Origin of the sequence: Saccharibacillus sp. JS10 (assembly GCF_024436065.1) — a bacterium.
Lineage (GTDB): Bacteria > Bacillota > Bacilli > Paenibacillales > Paenibacillaceae > Saccharibacillus.
Map to the genome: position 1 here is coordinate 343729 of NZ_JANFNS010000003.1, position 17704 is coordinate 361432.

The window sequence follows — 17704 nt, forward strand, 5'->3', positions numbered from 1 at the left end:
GATTCCTCCTTATTTTCGATACCAACTGACAGAGTCAATGACGACAATCGTTCCGGGTTTGGCTGCATTCACTTTTCTTGAGAAGGTAGTGGTGTCTCCTGCCTTAATAAGGTCCGGGGAGATCGCCATCCAGTCTTCGCTTAAAAAAGAACCTTCCGCATCATACGCTCTGTATTCTAAAAGCAATTCATACATATCGTAAGAAGACGCATTCGTAAAAACGCCCGAAAACGTAATCCCGTTCGATTCCGCTTGTTGCTTAAAATCGCTCAGACGCAAATCGCTTTGGCGTTGATTGAGCTCAGAGCCTGACAAAAAAACCAATTGCGATTCGGTCGAATCGTTTTTGTCCGAGAGCGCTACAATCTGCTGCTCCAATTCGATCAATTTTTCCGCTTCGGGTACATATTTACGTGCTTCGTCGATCGCGGCTGCCGCTTCGTGATAACTTCCGCTTTCGATCGCTTGTTCGGCAGTGCTAACTCCGACTTGTACAATACGGTCGCTGATCAAGTTTACAATCTCTTGTTTGTCTTCGGCTTGATAACGCGATGCGGTATGCAGCAATCCTCCCAGTTTCTCGACTTGATTCGTCGATTCTGCTTGAGTTCGAATACTCGCCAAATCCAGCTTTTCGCGAAGCTGCTCAAAACGAGTACGAAGACGATTGTAAGCTCCGCCTTCCAAAGCCGACAATTCATTTTGAACTTCGTTAAGCTTGCCGTTAGCTGCCGCCATTTCCGATTTTGCAATCATCCGCTGAACTTCCGTTAATTTGTCGTCGAGACTTCGAATTTTTTGGATCGTCGCAAGATCGGCGCGAACTCCAGGTTGATCGGGGCGTTTTGCCAACGCTTGGTTTAATTTAGCTTCGGCAATTTCATAATTGCCGCCAAGCGCTGCATCTGCGCCTGAACGCTGAATACTGGAAACCTCATCGTTAAGCGTACGCTCGTAACCAACCTGCCAGATCAATATGCCCGCTATACATACAGCAAGCAGAAGCGGCAATATCCAAAGTAAGGGTTGCTTTTTGGGAGGAAGAGGCCGCTCTGAACGCGTGATGACATGCGAAGGCTCCATCGTGTCGGCAATAGGCTCAATCACCGACGGAGAATGCGGTTCTTGATCGACCTGTAACTGTTTGGCGCCGCAATGACTACAAAATCGACTGTCTTCAGGCAGCTCCGCTCCACATTCGGGACATCGCATCTGAACTCCCCCTCTTTTTTTCTCTATACCGTCATGACTTACTCAAGTTTTGAATTAATTTTTATTACCCATAAATGAAAGCAAACGCGACGTTGAGAAAAAAATAAAAGCAGGTCACCCCATTCTCGTATTCCGAGACTACGGTGACCTGCTAGATCCATTTACACACGTGCTGATGCAATTCGTCGTTTCCACTTTTCAACTAACGATTCAACTTCTTCGGCAAACAAAGGTTTGGAAATTACATCTTGCATCCCCGCTTCCCGATACCGCTCGCGACTTTGGTTGTCCGCATAAGCGGTCACCGCAACAATCACCGGTTGTGGTTCTTCAAGCTTCGCTCGAATTTCAGTCGTCGATTCGATTCCGTCCATTTCCGGCATCTGAATATCCATAAAGATCAGATCGTAGCGGTTCGCATCGGCTGCTGCGATCGCTTCAATACCATTTCGCGCGGAATCACATACACAACCGTATTTGCTTAACATCTCTTCAAGCAAACGTCGATTGACCGGGTCATCATCGGCGATTAGCGCGTGAAGTTTAGGATTGGAAACCACGTCTGTCGGACGTTCTTCAAGCTGTTCCAGCCCGGTTAGCTGAGCCATACGCTCAGCGAGTAACCCTTCTGCTTCGCCCGGTTCATCCGAAGAAGAATCGCTTGGAATATGGAGCGGCAAAGTAAAGTGGAAAGTCGCACCTTCGCCTTCCCGACTTTGCACCCCGATAAATCCGTTCATCAATTCGATCAATTTTTTGCAAATCGCAAGCCCCAGACCGGTTCCGCCATATTTGCGATTGATTGACGGATCGATCTGAGAGAACGATTGGAACAACAACCCTTGCTTATCCGGTGCAATCCCGATCCCTGTATCTCGAACTGCCACTTCGAGCGTTAGCATGTGTTGATGATCGAAAAATCCCGGTTCGATTGTTACGGCAACTCCGCCTTCTTCGGTGAACTTGATCGCATTGCTGATCAGATTCACCAACACTTGCCGTACTCGATCCGGATCGCCCATTAATACTTCTGGAACCGATGGCGCCACATTTGAAGTCAACATCAAGCCTTTTTCCGATGCGCGAGAAGAAAAAAGATCGATTGCTTGATCCAGCACATGACGAATCTGCATCGGCTCGTTGCTGAGTGCCATTTTGCCAGCTTCGATCTTACTAAAGTCCAAGACTTCGTTTAAGATGTGCATCAGACTTTCGCTACTCTGCAAAATGATATCCACATAAGAATGTTGAGATTCATCAAGTTCGGTTTCGCTAAGCAAATTCGCCATCCCGATAACTCCGTTCATCGGTGTCCGCAGTTCGTGACTCATAATCGCCAAAAATTCGGACTTCGCTCGGTCAGCACGCTCGGCAGATTCTTTGGCGCGAATAATTTCTTTTTCACCCGTGATATCGGTAAAGACGACAACTGCGCCTTTTCGTTCACCTTGATCATATAACGGATTGACGCGATACGAGACCAAGAAGCTGGAACCGTCTTTGCGCCAAAATACGGCTTCGCTGTCTTTATGGACTTCGCCTGTGCGTAAAGCGTTCATCAGCGGCGAATCATGAGGATCATACTGTATCCCATCTTGACTCGTTTGCTGAATACGAGACAGATTAAGTCTGTTAATCGCTTCGTTTGGACGACTTCCGAGCATCTCCGCTCCCGCTGGATTGATAAAGACCAGATTCCCGTCCAAGTCTGTACCAAAAATCCCTTCGGATACCGAGTTCAAAATCAATGTATGTTCATAGCTTAATTTTTCAATTTGAGCCAAATGACGTTTACGTTCCGTAATGTCGCTAGCAATCCCATAGACACCCACAACGCGCTGATCGACAATAATCGGTGTATTCGTCACACTCACATCGACGACACTGCCGTCTTTTCTTACCAGGCAGACTTCATACGTCTGTGCATCGCCGCTTTTGACGATTTCAAGCCCGGATTGGACGCGTGCACGATGCTCGGGTACTGCAAGTTCAGCAATCGGAACCCCGATCAGTTCGTGCTCGGAATACCCGATCAGCTTTTCTTGACCTCGATTGACCGTTACGAATCTGCCTTCCAGATCGTAAGCATATACACCGGATGGGTTGTAATCGAACAACGACTTGTAACGCTGCTCGCTTTCGCGAATCAGATTCTCAATCGTCGCTTGCTGCGTCACATCTTGGGTCATTCCGACAAGTCGCAGCGCTTCACCGTCCGGTCCGCGCCACAATTCATATTGGCTCCGAATCGTTTTGACAGAGCGATCCGATAAAATGATGCGATACGTAATAAAAGGCTCCGCGACTCCGCGCAGCATACGCTCGGTATACTCAAGTAGTTTTGCTTGATCCGCCGGATGCACAATACGTAACAAAGACTTCGGGTAACTCTCGTCTTGAATTAATTCGCCTTCGAAAATACGCAACGTTTCTTCGGAGTAATGAATACGTTCTTCCGCCATATTCCATTCCCAAGATCCGATATGGGCGATTCGTTGCACTTCGTCCAGCATATCTTCGTACATTTTGCGGGTTGTTACGTCGCGCCCAATGCCCATAATGGTATCGGCTTCGCCTACTTTTCCGCGCAAAATACGAAACATGGTCTCAAACCAGAGATAACGACCGTCTTTATGGCGAATACGCCGCATCATGATCTGTCCTTCGACTTGTTCGACCGGCAAATTCGAGGACTCCCTAAACTCTTCGGGATGGTAAAACTCTGAACGATGATGACCGATCATTTCGTCAGGATCGTAACCGAGTAGCGCTTTCACCGAAGGAGAAGCATATAGCAACTCACCTTCTTTTGTACTTTGCGTGATCAGTTCACGTGTATGATCCATCAGCATATTATAAGCATCGCTGCTTTCCATCAGCTCTTGACGATCTTTGTAAGCGCTCGTGACGTCTAGGGCATGTACAATGATGCAGCGTCCCGGCTGAGCGTCATCCGCTTCCAATTCCATAAGATGAAAAGACACCCAGACCAGACTTCCATCTTTACGGCGTAATCTGCGTTCGAATTCCATAGGGTCTTCTGGATTGGCAATCGCTTCGCGAATATGCTTATCGGCGCGCTCAGAAATTTGGGTTGCTTCGCTTTGCAGCAGCGTCATAAACTCGCTTCCCATCAGCTCTTTTTCGGAGCAACCCAAAATCGCGCCCAGTTTGGCATTTGCATACAACAAATGCCCTCTGCCTACAGCTAGCACAGCGATACCAACCGGAGCTTGTTTATAAATTTTTTCGAAAATTGTCATTTCCCGTTCCGGCTGCTTGCTCATCCTATTCCCCTCGCTTACGCCGCTTATTCGCTTCTCGCCATTCAAACGTTATTGCCGATTTATCGCGCGCGGTTATTTACCAATAGTATACAATTATTTTGCGGAATCTAACACCTTTTAATAGGAAGAAAAACTTACTTTAAAATAAATCTATATAAATAGTCGAATTTCGTCGATATAAGGAAGTGAGCGATTTCTTTATACGAAAAGAGCTGATACAAATGATTGAATATCTACAGTCTATTCATTTTAATCTTTTTTATGCCATCATCGGATTTTTCTGCTCGTTAATCGGATGTTTAATGATTATCAAAGTTTCTTCTACCGTTTTCAAGTCGCCTACTCCCCGGATTTTGTACACGTTTTTGACGGCGATATTATTCGCAGGAACGCAATATTTCGGCATTATTTGCGTTTTACCGGGTGGTGCGGCAAATATGGGGATTGCCAACTTTATCTTTTTACCTTTGGCTATATTGATGATCTGTCTGATTGCTTTCAAGCTATCGGGTAACGGTATGCAAAATGCTATTGAATTTTTGTTAACGGCGGGGCTACTCAGTGTTCTGATTATTGCCGCTTATTATGTGAATACTTATCTGATGTTTGGAACAATCGATACCCGGTTTCAACCGCTATTGATTGCTACGCTCGGTTTGTTTTCTGTCTTATTCCCGCTGGTGCGGTTGCTCACGCTTATTGTGCGTAGACAAGGCACGCTGTTGAAACGTTTTCCGCCTGAAGTGATGTTGTTATCGGCTGTTGCCATTGCTATGGTGTCTCCTGTCTTAACGATGAGTGCTTTTTATAACGAAAAAACTTCGACCTCTTTATTCGCTGCCGATATTATGTTGCCTTATGTCATTTTATTGACGGTATCTGTATTCATGATGGTGCTTACCGACCGTTATCGGGAAGATGACGCGACGGATCAATATCAAAAAATTCGTGAAAAAGAACAGCATTATACGTCGTTGTTCGCCCATACGCCGGATGCCGTGATTGCTTTGGATCGGTATGGAAAGTTGTACGATTTGAATGATCGAGGACTTGAGTTATTTCGTAAATTGGGTACCTCTCCGCCTTTTAACGAAGTACCGAATTTTGCGGCTTGGGGTCAGCAAAAAAGGATCGAAGAACATTATACAAAAGTCATGACCGGGCAAACTGACGAAATCGAAGTCGAAATTACGCTCAAGCAAAGTGATACGCTGCATTTTATTTTGACATCATTGCCGATTCTGATCGAAGGCGTATTCGAAGGGGCTTATATTATTGCGAAAGACGTTACAGAAAGCAAAAAGAATCAGGAGAAAATTCGACATTTAGCTTATTACGATGAGTTAACCGGACTGAACAACCGTAAGTATATGGTTGAACATATTGCTGAACTGACTTCGTCGATTTCTGCGCCGCCTTTCCATCTCTTTTTTATCGATTTTGATCGGTTCAAAAAAATCAACGATATGTTTGGTTTTGATTTTGGCAATAAAGTCATTCGGCGGGCTGCCGACAAACTTTCGAATGCGTTGCCGGAACATACTCTGCTGGCGCGAGCGACTGCCGACGAATTTATTGCGGTCCTTCCGCCCGGATTCGATCCGATCTATGCGGCCCAACAAATCGGCGATGAGTTTTCGGTTCCGTTCCGGGTAGGTCAGCAAACGATCGGGTTAACCGCAAGTATCGGAATCGCACGGTTCCCCGAAGATGGCGCGAATGAAGAAGTATTGTTCAAGCACGCGGATCTGGCGCGTTTCGATGCTCAAAGTCGCGGCGGTGGACGCTTTGCTTTCTTTGATCGTACTCGTGCGATTGAAAATCATGAACGATTGATTCTGGAACGCGACTTGCAAGCAGCGATTGAGTATGGCGAACTGGTCTTGTTCTACCAACCCAAAATCGATATGCGTACCGAAGAATTGGTCGGCATGGAAGCTTTGGTTCGTTGGAATCACCCTGTGCTCGGCATGGTTCCTCCGCTAAAATTCATTTCGATTGCGGAAGAATCGGGGCTGATCGTTCCTCTGGAACGATGGGTATTGCGAAATGCCTGTCTGCAAGTTCAGCGGTGGATCACGGAAGGGCATCCTGCAATCCCGGTCGCGATCAACTTGTCGCAAATTCACTTGATGCAGACCGATATTGTGGAAAGTGTACTCGCGACATTGGAAGACTTGAACTTCGACAGTCGTCTGCTTGAACTGGAAGTAACCGAAAGCGCGATGATGCACAATGAAGCTCAAGTCATCGAAGTGTTAGGCAAATTCAAGCAAGCCGGAATATCGATCAGTCTGGACGATTTCGGTACAGGATATAGCTCGCTGAGTTATCTGCAACTACTGCCTATTAATTGCTTGAAAATCGACCGCTCGTTTATCAAAGATATTACGACCAATACCAGCAGCCGTGCGATTGTCGAGATGATCGTGACGATGGCTCGTCAATTAGGGCTTCACATTATTGCTGAAGGCATCGAGGAAGAAGAACAAGTCATCTTGCTACGCGAATTGCAATGTTTTACGGCGCAAGGGTTTTATTACAGTAAGCCGGTTCCGGGTCACGAATTATATGCGTATCGGAAGATGAGTTCTTGAGGGAAGCGAGCCGACTGCGAGGGGAATTCGCTTCGGTCGCTTGTCGAAATCGGAAAATGATTTAAATTTTTAGTGGAATTTTTCCGATTTCAAAGGCGAACACTATCGTTCCTGCACTGAATTCCCCTCTCCGTCGGCTCGCTTCTAGATAGTTTAGAGTTTTATAAAAAGCAAAAAGCCACTGCGATCATATCGCGGTGGCTTTTTTATCATGTCATCATTTAATGAAACTACTCTTATCAAGCAGAGTCACTTCACTTAAGCTTCAAAAGCTTTCGTCAATACAGGAACGATTTGCGATTTACGGGATACAACGCCTTTGAGCAGCGCGGTATTGTTTTCGAGCTTCACGCCATACGCGCGTTCTACTGCGTCTGTTTTGCTGCCGATCGCAAGAGCGACGGAATCGTTGTTCAAAATATCGGTAATAGCCAGAACGAACAAATCCAGCCCTTTATCGACGATTTTGCCTTTCAACGCTTCTTCCAGTTCGGCTTGTTGTTCCAATACTTCATTCACGTCAACAGCGTTGATTTGCGCGATTTCGACTTTGCTATCGCCCATTGTGAATTCTTTAGCGTCGATCGAAATCAGATCCAGAGCTGTTTTGCCGCTGAGGTCAGCGCCAGCTTTGAGCATATCCAGACCATACGTATCCAGATCGACACCTGCGATTGCCGCAAGTTCTTTTGCCGCTGCCACGTCTTGCTCCGTGCATGTCGGCGATTTGAACAGCAAGGAATCGGATACGATAGCCGATGCCATCAGACCTGCGATTTCTTTGCGAATTTCAATTCCGTTCTCTTTGTAGAGCTTGTTCAGGATCGTAGCTGTGCAGCCTACGGGCTCGGCACGGTAGTAAAGAGGATGTGCCGTCTCGAAGTTGGCAATCCGGTGGTGGTCGATGACTTCAAGTACATGGGCATCTGCAATATCGACTGCGCTTTGCTGACTTTCGTTGTGGTCGACCAAAATAACGCCTTCCGATTGATCCGCTACCGTCTCAACGAGACGCGGAGCTTCCACTCCGAAATGCTTCAACGCATAAGCAGTTTCGCCATTAACCTCGCCTAGACGAACCGCTTCTGCATCTACGCCCAACTGTTTTTTCAATTCTGCATAAGCGATTGCCGATGCGATTGTATCCGTGTCTGGATTTTTATGACCGAAAACTAATACCTTTGCCATTGTGTAACGCCTCCTCTAAGCTTATCTCCTGAATTCCGATGCTAATTATATCATTAATTCCAAAATGGTAACATGTTTAGTTCGCATCGGGCTTCAAATTTTTCGATTTATTTCTGTGGAGCGGGTTGTAGACCGCCGAATACGATCGCTTCATACGGACGTAATCTATGCGGAACTTGGTCTGCGTCTTTTCCGTATTCCGGCTCATAGTTACCAAGAGCGCGGTACGCCGAGTCGAGACACACCCCAATATCTTCAGGTAACTCAAATTCGGCATCTTGATCGGAGAAGTTCAGCAGCACCAAGCCTTGCCGCTCATCATTACGGCGTACGTAAGCGAAGACTTGCTCATGGTCTTCAAGCAGTATGGCGTATTCACCGTGTACGATCACATCCGCATGTTCGCGGCGAAGCTTAATCAATTGACGGTAATAGTTCAAGATCGACGCTGGATCGTCTTGCTGCGCGGCGACGTTGATCTCACGATGATTGTCGTTGACTGGCATCCACGGTTCTCCTGTCGTAAAGCCAGCTTGCGGTGATTCATCCCATTGCATCGGCGTACGTGCATGATCTCGTGTACCGGCAAGAACACGTCGCTCCACGCCTTGTGGATCTTCGCCGCGTTCGGTACGTGCTTTGTAATAATGCAGCGCCATCTGATCGTCGAGCTGCTCGATCGATTCAAATGGATAATTTGTCATGCCAATCTCTTCGCCTTGATAAATGAACGGCGTTCCCCACAGCGTATGCACGAGAGTCGCTAGCATTTTAGCGGATTCGACGCGGTATTTGCCGTCATTCCCGAAGCTTGAGACCATACGCGGATGATCGTGATTACTCGCAAATAAGCCGAACCAGCCGATATTGAGTAGTTCTTTTTCCCAACGCGTCACGATTTCTTTGAGTTCTGTCAGTTTCCAATCGCGGCTTTTGAATGAGTCATCAGGATCTGTTCCGATACTTGGCGATTCCATCATAAAGATCATATCCAGCTCGCGTCGATCCGGATCGGTGTATTTCGCGACGTCCTCCATCGATACCATCGAAGCTTCGCCAACCGTAATAATGCCTTCTTTGGTCGAGAACGCTTTTTCATTCAATTCCCGCAAATATTCATGGACATTCGGACCGTTTTTAAAATGCTTATAGCCGCTGCCTTCCATTTTGCTTTCTTTGGTATCCGGCAAGTTGCTGTCTTTGGAAATCACATTAATCGCATCAAGTCTAAAGCCGTTCACGCCTTTATCGATCCAATACCGAACCATGTCTTGAATTTCTTCACGAACTTTGGGATTGTCCCAGTTGAGATCCGGTTGCTTTTTATTGTAAAGGTGCAAATAATATTCGTCGGTCGATTCTTCGTACGTCCATGCGCTACCGCCTAAGTAGGACGTCCAGTTGTTCGGCGGCTCGCCGTCTTTTTCGCCTTTGCGCCAAATATAATAATCCCGATACGGGCTGTCTTTAGAATCGCGAGCTTGCTGGAACCAACGGTGTTGATCCGAAGTATGGTTCAGCACGAGATCCATCCACAAGTCCATTCCACGTGATTGCGTCTGCTGAAGCAGCTGTTCCCAATCTGCCATCGTACCCATCATCGGATCAATCTCGCGCTGATTCGCGACGTCATAGCCTTGATCGACACGTGGCGACTCGTATACGGGGCTCAGCCAGATGGTATCGACGCCGATCGATTGGATATAATCCAGGCGCGAAATGATCCCTTGCAGATCGCCGTTTCCGTCTCCGTTACTATCTTGAAAGCTGCGAGGGAAGATCTGATACACCACTTTTTCTTTCCACGATTCCCGATTCATAGGCTTAAGCCCCTTCCCGTATATTCAAAAATGTAAGATATCAATTTCACCGTTCACTTGCTTGATTTATTTACCCAGAAAAGAAGGTTAGGAATGAGCAATTTGTCGAAAAATCATTGTGTAAAATATAAAAGCAAAAAACCTTCGTTTTGGAAACGAAGGTTGATGCACAACATATGAAAATCAGGCGTACGTTTGTGTTATCCTCGAACGGTCAATACCGTCACCGACATCGGCGGTAATGTCACATTAAGCGATCCGTGATCATCTTTTGTAAAGTCTTCGAACACGGTTGGTGCAATTTGTTCCGGCTGTTCGAACGTATTGTGAGCATCCATCTGAGTCGATGTCAGCACACGTCCGCTTACTTCACCTTCAGCTCCGATTCCGCGAAGATCCAGTGTCAGATTCGCAGCATCTGTCGTGCTGATATTGCACAGACTGATATGCACGCTGCCGTCTTTTTTCGAAGCCGATACGCTCACTTGTGGCAATGAATCGCCGTTTACGGTATAGTCCCCGGATTGTACCGACATTTGCAGCACATCCGCATCTTGATGGACTTTGAACATTTCGAAGACATGATACGTTGGAGTCAACAGCATTTTGTCGCCTTCTGTTAAGATCATGGCTTGCAACACATTGACCATCTGCGCGATATTCGTCATTTTGACGCGTTCATGATGTTTGTGGAAAATGTGTAGATGCAGACCGGCTACCAGAGCGTCGCGCAGCGAATTTTGTTGGTACAAGAAGCCTGGGTTTGTTCCCGGCTCGCTCAAGAACCATGTACCCCATTCATCGACGACGAGCGCGACACGTTTCTCTGGATCGTATTTGTCCATGATCGTCGAGTGGCGAGTAATCAGTTCGTCCATGAACATAGACTTCTTCATCACTTCGAACCAACCGGCTTCGTCGAATCCGAGCGCGGATTTCTTTTCTTCCCAACTGCCTTCCATCGTGTAATAATGCAGACTCAGACCATCCATATGACGCTCGGCTTCGCGCATCAATACTTCTGTCCAATGGTAATCGTCGACGCTTGCTCCTCCTGCGATTTTGAACAGCTTGTTATCGCCGAAGTTGCGCGAATAGGTCTGGTATCGACGGTATTCGTCCGCATAATACTCAGCGCGCATATTGCCGCCGCAACCCCAGTTTTCGTTACCTACGCCAAAGTATTTCAGTTTCCACGGCTTGTCTTGACCATTCTCTTGACGCCACTTTGCCATCGGCGATTCGCCGTCGAACGTCATATATTCGATCCACTCCGCCATCTCTTGTACCGAACCGCTACCGACGTTGCCGCAAATATAAGGTTCGGTCTCAAGCAGCTCACATAGACGGAAAAATTCGTGGGTGCCGAAATGGTTGTTTTCCACAACGCCGCCCCAATGCGTATTGACCATGCGTGCTCTGCCTTCGCGAGGACCTACGCCGTCTTTCCAATGGTACTCGTCCGCAAAACACCCACCCGGCCAGCGAAGTACCGGAATACTTAAATTTTTAAGCGCTTGCAAAACGTCTTTACGGATTCCGTCTACATTCGGCATTTCCGAATCTTCGCCGACCCACATGCCTTCATAAATACAACGACCCAGATGCTCGGCGAATTGCCCATAAATATTGCGATCGATTTTGCCCAATACGACGTCGGCGTTAACCACTACAGATGCTTGTGTCATTAAAATTCCTCCTTAAACGGTTTAGAAAAATAGGATATGTACGTTGGATAGACCAAGAGGAACGCACCAGCAGCGCTTCGCCTACTCCGAAGAGATTGCCAGTCGTTCCTGATTGATCTACTTACCGACTTTCGAGATTAGCCTTGTTTACGCAAACGAATCACGTTCCAAGATGCTTTGGCGATACGTCCTGTAATCATGCCGTCTTTCAGTTCGGAAGCACCACGGTTATGCGGAGCTACCTTTTCCGAATCGACTGTGTTTACAGCTTTCAAGTCTTCGTTTTCCAACACGAGATGTTCTTCAATCACATAACCTTCGAAGCTGCGCACGTCGCAAGTCAGATCCAGTGCTTCGCTCAGGTGGCGGTTCAGTGCGAAGATCGTCAACGTATCTTCTTCTTCGTTATGAACGACAGCCGTATCCAAGTACGGGACATCGGTATAATCTTTCGCATCGTATTTCGGCGAATCTACGACTGGCTTGAGCGATACGCCGCGTCCATAGATGGAAGCGTGTAGATACGGATAGTAAATGGTTTGTTTCCAAGAACGTCCGCCTGTCTCGGTCATGATCGGAGCAATAACGTTAACAAGCTGTGCCATACAAGCCGATTTTACGCGGTCTGCGCGGCGCAGGAACGTCATTAACATACTGCCAACAAGCAGCGCGTCTTCGAAGTTGTAGACATCTTCAAGCTGCGGCGGAGCGACGCTCCACGGGTTGCGGTCGATCTTCTCGTCCGCTTCGTTGGAGTGGTACCATACGTTCCATTCGTCGAAGCTGAGCTTCATCGTTTTTTTGCTGCGTTTTTTCGCTTTGATGTAATCGGTCGTTGCAATAACGGTATGGATAAAGTGATCCATGTCCATGCCGCGTGCCAAGTAGTTTGCCGAATCGTTATCGCGGTTGCCGTAATATTGGTGCAGCGATACGAAGTCGGATACTTCATACGTATGGTCCAATGTATCTGCTTCCCATGAAGGGAATGTGTCCATACCTGTATTCGAACTTCCGCACGATACCAATTCGATCGACGGATCGATCATTTTCATTGCGCGCCCTGCTTCGAGCGCAAGACGTCCGTACTCTTCCGCTGTTTTGTGCCCGATCTGCCACGGGCCATCCATTTCGTTGCCCAGACACCACATTTTGATCTTATGCGGCTCTGCAAAACCATGCTGCTTGCGCAGGTCGCTGTAGCGGCTACCGCCCGGATGGTTGCAATACTCGACCAAGTTACGTGCTGCGTCGATGCCGCGCGTTCCGAGGTTGACTGCCATCATCACGTCGGTTCCCGCGTCTTTTGCCCAGCGCATAAATTCATTTGTTCCCACATAGTTCGGCTCAAGCGTTCTCCATGCCAATTCCAGACGCTTCGGACGATCTTCGACCGGACCTACGCCATCTTCCCAATCGTAACCGGATACGAAGTTACCGCCCGGATAACGCACAATCGGAACACGCAGATCGCGAATCAGTTGCTTAACGTCACCACGGAAACCATATTGATCCGCTGTCTCATGACCCGGATCGTAAATGCCGCCGTATACCGCGCGACCCAAATGCTCGATAAAAGATCCATAAATCCGTTCGTCGATCTCCGAGATACGAAAAGCTTTGTCGACGATCATGCTGGCTTTCAAGTTAGATGCTGCCATAAGATTGGGTTCATCCTTTCACTCTGCAAAATTAGGAAAAGCATTTTGGGTAGAACGCTTACATTTGCTGAACAAAACGTGTGCCATGAACATACGAAACTCGGTTTGGATAGAGGTAGATCATTTGAAAAACCTTTACAAACGAACTTTATCACGGCTTTTTGGGTAAGTCAATTATTATATGAATGATTAATATATATGTTAATTTAAAAACCGGGTAGGACTGCTATGTTGTTAATGAGTCCATTATTCATAGGCAAAAAGCAATAAAAAGCCCCTACAAGACGCCCTGTGCCTGTTCACACAGATGACGTCTTATAGGGGCTCAACTTTTTAGCCTAAGCGATATACTGCCGCTTCGTAAGGGCGCAATTCAAAATCGCTGCCTTCTACGATTCCCGGCTCGTAATTGCCGATCAGGAATTCGCGCGGACGTTCGCATAGACGTTCCGGGCAAGGGAATGTAGGCGTGCCGCCAAAGAAATTCAATACGACCATCAGCGTCTCGTCTTCGTAAGTACGTGTGAACGCAAAGATATCGGTGTTGAGCGGCAGCAATAGACGATACTCGCCGTAGAGCAGAGTCGGGCTGACTTTGCGCAGCTCGATCAGCTTTTTGTAATACTGATAGACCGAATCGGGGCTTGCAACAGCCGCTGCCGCATTGATCTCTTCATGCCCCGGCGCAAGCTTGATCCACGGCTGCCCGCTTGTGAATCCGGCATTTGCAGAAGCATCCCATTGCATCGGGGTGCGACCCGCGTCGCGCGTATTGCGGCGCGCAAGGCGCAGCGCTTCTTCTTCTTCGATGCCGCTTTCGCTGGCATGGGCAAGAAAATTCAGCGTTTCTTCGTCGCAGAAATCGCTTGCCGACTCGAAGCCGCCGCCGATCATACCGAGTTCCTCGCCTTGATAGATCACAGGCGTGCCTTCCAGCGTCATCAGCAGCGTCGCTAACATCTTCGCGGATAATTCGCGGTATTCGCCGGTATTCCCGAATCGAGCCACCGAACGCGGTTGGTCGTGATCCGCCAAGTTATTCGCGTTCCAACCATGACCGTGAAGAACGGTCTGCCAATGGCTGATCGACTGCTTCACGTCCAGCAGTGTCCACGTCTTGTCTTGCCAACGCCCGATGCCTTGCGACGCATGGGAAAGCAGCATATGGTCGGAATTCAGCACCATATTGGCTTTGCCCGGCTCGTCGCTGATCGAATCCAGCGTTTGCGAAGGATCAAGCCCTGCCGCTTCGCCAATAGCTACGATATCATAAGATTCGCCGATTTCTTGATGAAGTCTTTTAACGATGCCGTTGACTTTATCCAAGCTCGAAAACATCTGATACGCCCGTTCGACCGGCATATGCTGAGCGTTTCCGGTATCTTCGTCGTCGTGCCCTTCGGTCTTGACGATATGTGCGATCGAATTGAAATGGAATCCGTCCACGCCTTTGTCTGCCCAAAACTTGACGATCTGATACGCTTCTTCGCGTACTTTCTCGTTTTCCCAATTCAGATTGGGCTGCCGGTGGCTGTATAAGTGCATATAATATTCTTCGGTATCGGCATCGAATTCCCATACGGAACCACCGAAGTACGAACCCCAGTTATTCGGGAATCCTGAACCTCGTCCTTGCCGCCAAATATAATAATTTCGTTTATCGTTTTGCAGAGAAGCACGCGATTCTTGGAACCACGGATGTTCGTTGGACGTGTGGTTAAACGGCATTTCCAGCATGATCTTCATACTGCGGGCATGAGCCTCTTCCATCAACTGGTCGAACTCGTTCATCGTGCCGAACTTATCCATGATTTTGCGATAATCCCGAATATCGTAACCGCCTTCATAATCGGGCGAATCATAGATTGGCGTTAGCCAGAGTACATCAACGCCTAAGTCTTGCAAATAATCCAGCTTCGAGATGATACCCGCCAGATCGCCTACACCGTCTCCGTTTGCATCCATAAAGCTTTTCGGATAGATCTCATAAACTACGCTTTCTTTCCACCATTTCGGATTCATGAGTCTTCCTCCTTTCGATTCGCGAACCAAAAGAAGCGGAAAGGTCTGCTTTTAAATTCAGACAACTCTCCGCTTCCCCTCATTTACATCCAGCAACCGATTACCCTTTTCCGCCTTGGAACGAAGGATATTTCGTCATGCCTCCGTCGGCAAACAGCGTGATACCCGTCACATAGCTGGATTCCGACGACGCGAGCCAAGCCGCTACCGCAGCAATCTCCTCGGGTTCGCCGACATAACCCATAGGAATCATGCTTTCGACTTCTTTTTTCTGCTCGGGATCTTCGAATTTCTTTTTGTTGATCGGCGTATTGATCGCACCCGGTCCGATCGAATTGACCCGAATCCCGTGCGGTGCATATTCCAGCGCTAGCGTTTCAGTCATCGCTTTGACTCCGCCTTTGCTTGCCGCATAGTGTACGAAGTGAGGCCACGGAATGATCTCATGAACGCTGGACATATTGATAACCGTACCTTTGATGCTGTGCTCCAGCATATACGCGATCGCTTCGCGGCTGCCTAGGAAATAGCCCGTCAGATTCAGTTCGATGACTTTGTTCCAGTCTTCGAGCGAAAGCTTATGCGATTCGACTTCATTTTCTTTGCCCGCGTTATTCAGCATAATATCGATTCTACCAAATTGATCGTGCGCGGCTTGAATGAGCTTTTTGACCCCTTCTTCTTCCGAGGTGCTTGCTTGAACCGTAATCGCTTGACCGCCTGCCTGCTGAATTTCTTTCACCATATCTTGGATGCCTTCGCTGTTGCTATGGTAATTGATCACGACATTCATTTTTTCGCGACCTAGTCGCAATGCGATCGATTTGCCGAGGCCTGATGCGGCTCCCGTTACGATCACCGTTTTTCCTTCCAGATCCGGATACATAACCATCCCTCCTTCTTCTTATTTGTACACGTTTGGGAGATGACAGAAACCTTATTTTTACTATCGCTTTTTTCAAGACACATACTGACTTAAGCTACGTTTAAGATTAGAGGGGTATACTAAAAGCAGAAACATAAAGAAAGCGAGGAATTTGGAATGAACCCTTTGCACAAACGATATATGAAAAAAGGCATAGCCACTCCACATATTAATCTGAAAAGAATCTGGATTATCGGCACTTTGGCGCTGGGCATTACTCTTGGAAGCAGTCTTTCGGGCAGTAAAGTCGAAGCCGAAGCGATCTATAGCGAAACGCCTCCTTCATCGAGCGATGATGTCTCAAGCACCCGCTCTAGCGCATTTCTACATGCACTCGGCGTATCGAATGAGCAGCAAGTCTACGATCTGATGTACGAAGGATTTTCTTTGCGCGATATCGCGAGACTCAGCGGAGGACATGAAGCTCAGTTGTTAACCATACAGATTGACGAGTTGGATCAGCAGTTGAAAGAGCGTCTTGCCGATGGACAGATCACCGAAGAAGCCTACATAGCGTACAAAGCCGAACTGCCGGAAATCATCGCTTCCAGTCTGTCGTCTAAGATCGAAATCGAATAATTTATATTCAAGTCAAAAAGACTCCTGTTTCCAAGCGAAGCAGGAGTCTTTGCCTATTCCTTGTGTTCAATCTTCTAATTTCATAATAAGCTGCTCGAGCCGCACCGACATCTCTGTCGATTCTTCTTCCATCCCACGCATGATCCAATCTTCAATAACGCCGATTACCCCGGACGCGATAAACAAACTTTCCGTTTCCTCTAACGCCGTAGGTATATGACCTTGAGCTTTTTCGATCAGCATTTCTTGCAGAATCTTTGCTTTGAAAAATTGCTTGAATTTGATCGGAGTCAGCAGCGTTTCTTCGGGATTCGTCATCATCAGAAATAATGTCCGGTTGCGCTGGATATAGTTCGTTAATTGCTTGATAAAATACAGCACGCCTTGCCTTTCTTGCATTGGAAACGATTCATCGTATAGCTGCTCCAATTGCTCGAACATCTCTTTTTCGATTTCTTCGTACAGCGCGTAAATATCCTGATAATGCAGGTAAAACGTTCCTCTGCCGATATTCGCGAGTTCCGTCACTTCGAAGATCGTAATTTTGGCAATACTTTTTGTCGCAAGTAAAGTCAGAAAGGCTTCTTTAATCGCTATTTGCGTTCGGACACTGCGTCGATCTGCCACCTTGGCTCCTCTTTTCTGCACAAATTGCTTCGCGATGTTCATTATTGAACAAATTCGGCAAACCCTCTATAGGTCGCTTTGACATTCCATTTTACAAT

At 47.4% G+C, this 17704-nt stretch carries 11 protein-coding genes; 2 read left to right on the forward strand and 9 right to left on the reverse strand.

Translation table 11 applies throughout. The features are described from left to right. Positions 1-9: 9 nt before the first annotated feature. Both NOM90_RS11980 and NOM90_RS11985 read right to left on the reverse strand, forming a co-directional pair. Positions 10-1212: a zinc ribbon domain-containing protein gene (locus tag NOM90_RS11980; protein ID WP_255942218.1), complete on the reverse strand. Its 1203-nt coding sequence runs from the start codon at positions 1210-1212 to the stop codon at positions 10-12. A 161-nt stretch (positions 1213-1373) separates the two neighbouring features. Then, on the reverse strand, positions 1374-4499 hold the full coding sequence (locus tag NOM90_RS11985; RefSeq protein WP_255942219.1) for a PAS domain S-box protein: 3126 nt from the start codon (positions 4497-4499) through the stop codon (positions 1374-1376). A gap of 221 nt (positions 4500-4720) precedes the next feature. Between NOM90_RS11985 and NOM90_RS11990 the strand changes: the two genes are divergently transcribed. Continuing rightward, the gene (locus tag NOM90_RS11990; protein ID WP_255942220.1) at positions 4721-7096 is read left to right on the forward strand and encodes a putative bifunctional diguanylate cyclase/phosphodiesterase; all 2376 of its coding nucleotides are present in this window, start codon (positions 4721-4723) and stop codon (positions 7094-7096) included. A gap of 258 nt (positions 7097-7354) precedes the next feature. Here the strand turns inward: NOM90_RS11990 and NOM90_RS11995 are convergent, their stop codons facing one another. The 6 genes from NOM90_RS11995 to NOM90_RS12020 form a co-directional block, all read right to left on the reverse strand. Beyond that, positions 7355-8284, reverse strand: coding sequence for a manganese-dependent inorganic pyrophosphatase (locus NOM90_RS11995; RefSeq protein ID WP_255942221.1), 930 nt, complete (start codon positions 8282-8284; stop codon positions 7355-7357). Positions 8285-8391: 107 nt separating this feature from the next. After that, positions 8392-10104, reverse strand: a complete 1713-nt coding sequence (locus NOM90_RS12000; RefSeq protein WP_255942222.1) for a glycoside hydrolase family 13 protein — start codon at positions 10102-10104, stop codon at positions 8392-8394. A 200-nt stretch (positions 10105-10304) separates the two neighbouring features. After that, on the reverse strand, positions 10305-11792 hold the full coding sequence (locus NOM90_RS12005) for an alpha-N-arabinofuranosidase (protein ID WP_255942223.1): 1488 nt from the start codon (positions 11790-11792) through the stop codon (positions 10305-10307). A 137-nt stretch (positions 11793-11929) separates the two neighbouring features. After that, positions 11930-13453 (reverse strand): arabinosylfuranosidase ArfA, encoded by a 1524-nt coding sequence (gene arfA, locus NOM90_RS12010; protein WP_255942224.1) that lies wholly within the window; start codon positions 13451-13453, stop codon positions 11930-11932. Positions 13454-13786: 333 nt separating this feature from the next. Then, positions 13787-15475 carry a glycoside hydrolase family 13 protein gene (locus NOM90_RS12015; protein WP_255942225.1) on the reverse strand — a complete coding sequence of 563 codons (1689 nt, stop codon included), beginning with the start codon at positions 15473-15475 and terminating at the stop codon, positions 13787-13789. A 100-nt stretch (positions 15476-15575) separates the two neighbouring features. Further along, positions 15576-16361 carry a glucose-1-dehydrogenase gene (locus tag NOM90_RS12020; RefSeq protein ID WP_255942226.1) on the reverse strand — a complete coding sequence of 262 codons (786 nt, stop codon included), beginning with the start codon at positions 16359-16361 and terminating at the stop codon, positions 15576-15578. 156 nt (positions 16362-16517) lie between these two features. Here NOM90_RS12020 and NOM90_RS12025 point away from each other — a divergent pair, with 156 nt between their 5' ends. Further along, positions 16518-16979 carry a hypothetical protein gene (locus NOM90_RS12025; RefSeq protein WP_255942228.1) on the forward strand — a complete coding sequence of 154 codons (462 nt, stop codon included), beginning with the start codon at positions 16518-16520 and terminating at the stop codon, positions 16977-16979. A 66-nt stretch (positions 16980-17045) separates the two neighbouring features. Here the strand turns inward: NOM90_RS12025 and NOM90_RS19325 are convergent, their stop codons facing one another. Next, entirely contained in the window at positions 17046-17606 is a 561-nt protein-coding gene (locus NOM90_RS19325; protein ID WP_255942229.1) for a TetR/AcrR family transcriptional regulator, read from the reverse strand. Positions 17607-17704 lie beyond the last annotated feature (98 nt).